We start from the raw sequence: 1,130 nt of genomic DNA, 5'->3' as shown, positions 1-1,130 counted from the left end.
GCAGGGCTCGGTTACCCCAGGGCATGGTCGTGGGCTCGTTCACGAAGTCGTCCACCACGCTCTTCAGCTTCTCGTACAGCGCGTCGACGTCCTCCACGCGGAACTCGATGATCACGCTGCGGTTGTCGGCCGGACGGGCCGAGCCGGGCGCGAACAGTGCGACGGTGCGGGTGCTGCCGATCGCCAGCGTGCCGTGGGCGGTGCGCAATTCGGCGAAGTCCTCGTTGCCCCAGGTCGCCTGCACGCCGGTGATCTTCTCGTAGAAGCCGACCAGGCGGTTGATCTCGTCGGTGATGATGCGGATCGAGACGAAGTCCATGTCTTCTCCCTGCTCAAAGCGGTCGCTAAGGGTCCGTCGAGATCACGCTAGAGCGAATACTGGACAGATTTGGGCCAGTATTTTGATAAATTCGGACCGTGGCACGACCGACAGCGCAGGTACTCGCACTGCTGGAGCTCCTGCAGTCCGGCGGCGTCCGGACGATGGCCGAGCTTGCCGAGCGCCTCGGTGTCGAACCGCGCACGGTGCGGCGCTACGTGAGCCACCTGGTCGACCTGGACCTGCCGGTCGAGTCGGTGCGCGGTCGCTACGGCGGGTATCGGCTCGCCGCCGGCTATCGCCTGCCGCCGCTGATGTTCAACGACGACGAGGCCCTCGCCGTCCTCCTCGGCCTGATCGCCGGCCGCCGTGCCGGGTTGGCGACGGCAACGGACACGGCGGGCGAGACAGCCGCCGCGAAGATCCGTCGCGTCCTGCCGCCACGGACGGCGGACCGACTGGACGCCGCACTCCAGTCCCTCGCCTTCACCGCCGAACCCGGTGACTTCCCCGCGCCGCAGACCGAGGTACTGCTCGCCGTCGCCGAGGCGGTCCGCCATCACCGGCCGATCTCGGTGCAGTACACCTCGGGCGACGGCCGGCGCAGCGTCCGCGTGCTGCATCCGTTCGGACTGGTCAACCATGCCGGCCGGTGGTACGTCACCGGGGTCGATCCGGAGATCGGCGAGGAACGAACCCTTCGACTCGACCGCATCGCGGACGCGAGACCGCTGCCGGGCTCGTTCGAGCCGCCCGCCGGAAACGATCCGGCCGGGCACCTTCTCAACTCGATGGCACGAGCGCCGTACCC

General features: G+C 68.4%; 2 protein-coding genes. One reads left to right on the top strand and one right to left on the bottom strand.

The window, feature by feature from the left end; translation table 11 throughout:
* Positions 1 to 319, bottom strand: a 319-nt coding sequence (locus ABZ449_RS42240; protein ID WP_360357512.1) for a VOC family protein, incomplete at its 3' end; no start/stop codon positions are given.
* A 98-nt stretch (positions 320 to 417) separates the two neighbouring features.
* Here ABZ449_RS42240 and ABZ449_RS42235 point away from each other — a divergent pair.
* A partial coding sequence (locus ABZ449_RS42235) for a YafY family protein (RefSeq protein ID WP_360357509.1) occupies positions 418 to 1,130 on the top strand: 713 nt, incomplete at its 3' end.

Origin of the sequence: Kitasatospora sp. NPDC005856 (assembly GCF_040629945.1) — a bacterium.
Classification (GTDB): domain Bacteria; phylum Actinomycetota; class Actinomycetes; order Streptomycetales; family Streptomycetaceae; genus Kitasatospora.
The sequence above is the reverse complement of the archived record's forward strand: the minus strand, read 5'-3'. Positions and strand labels throughout refer to the sequence as shown.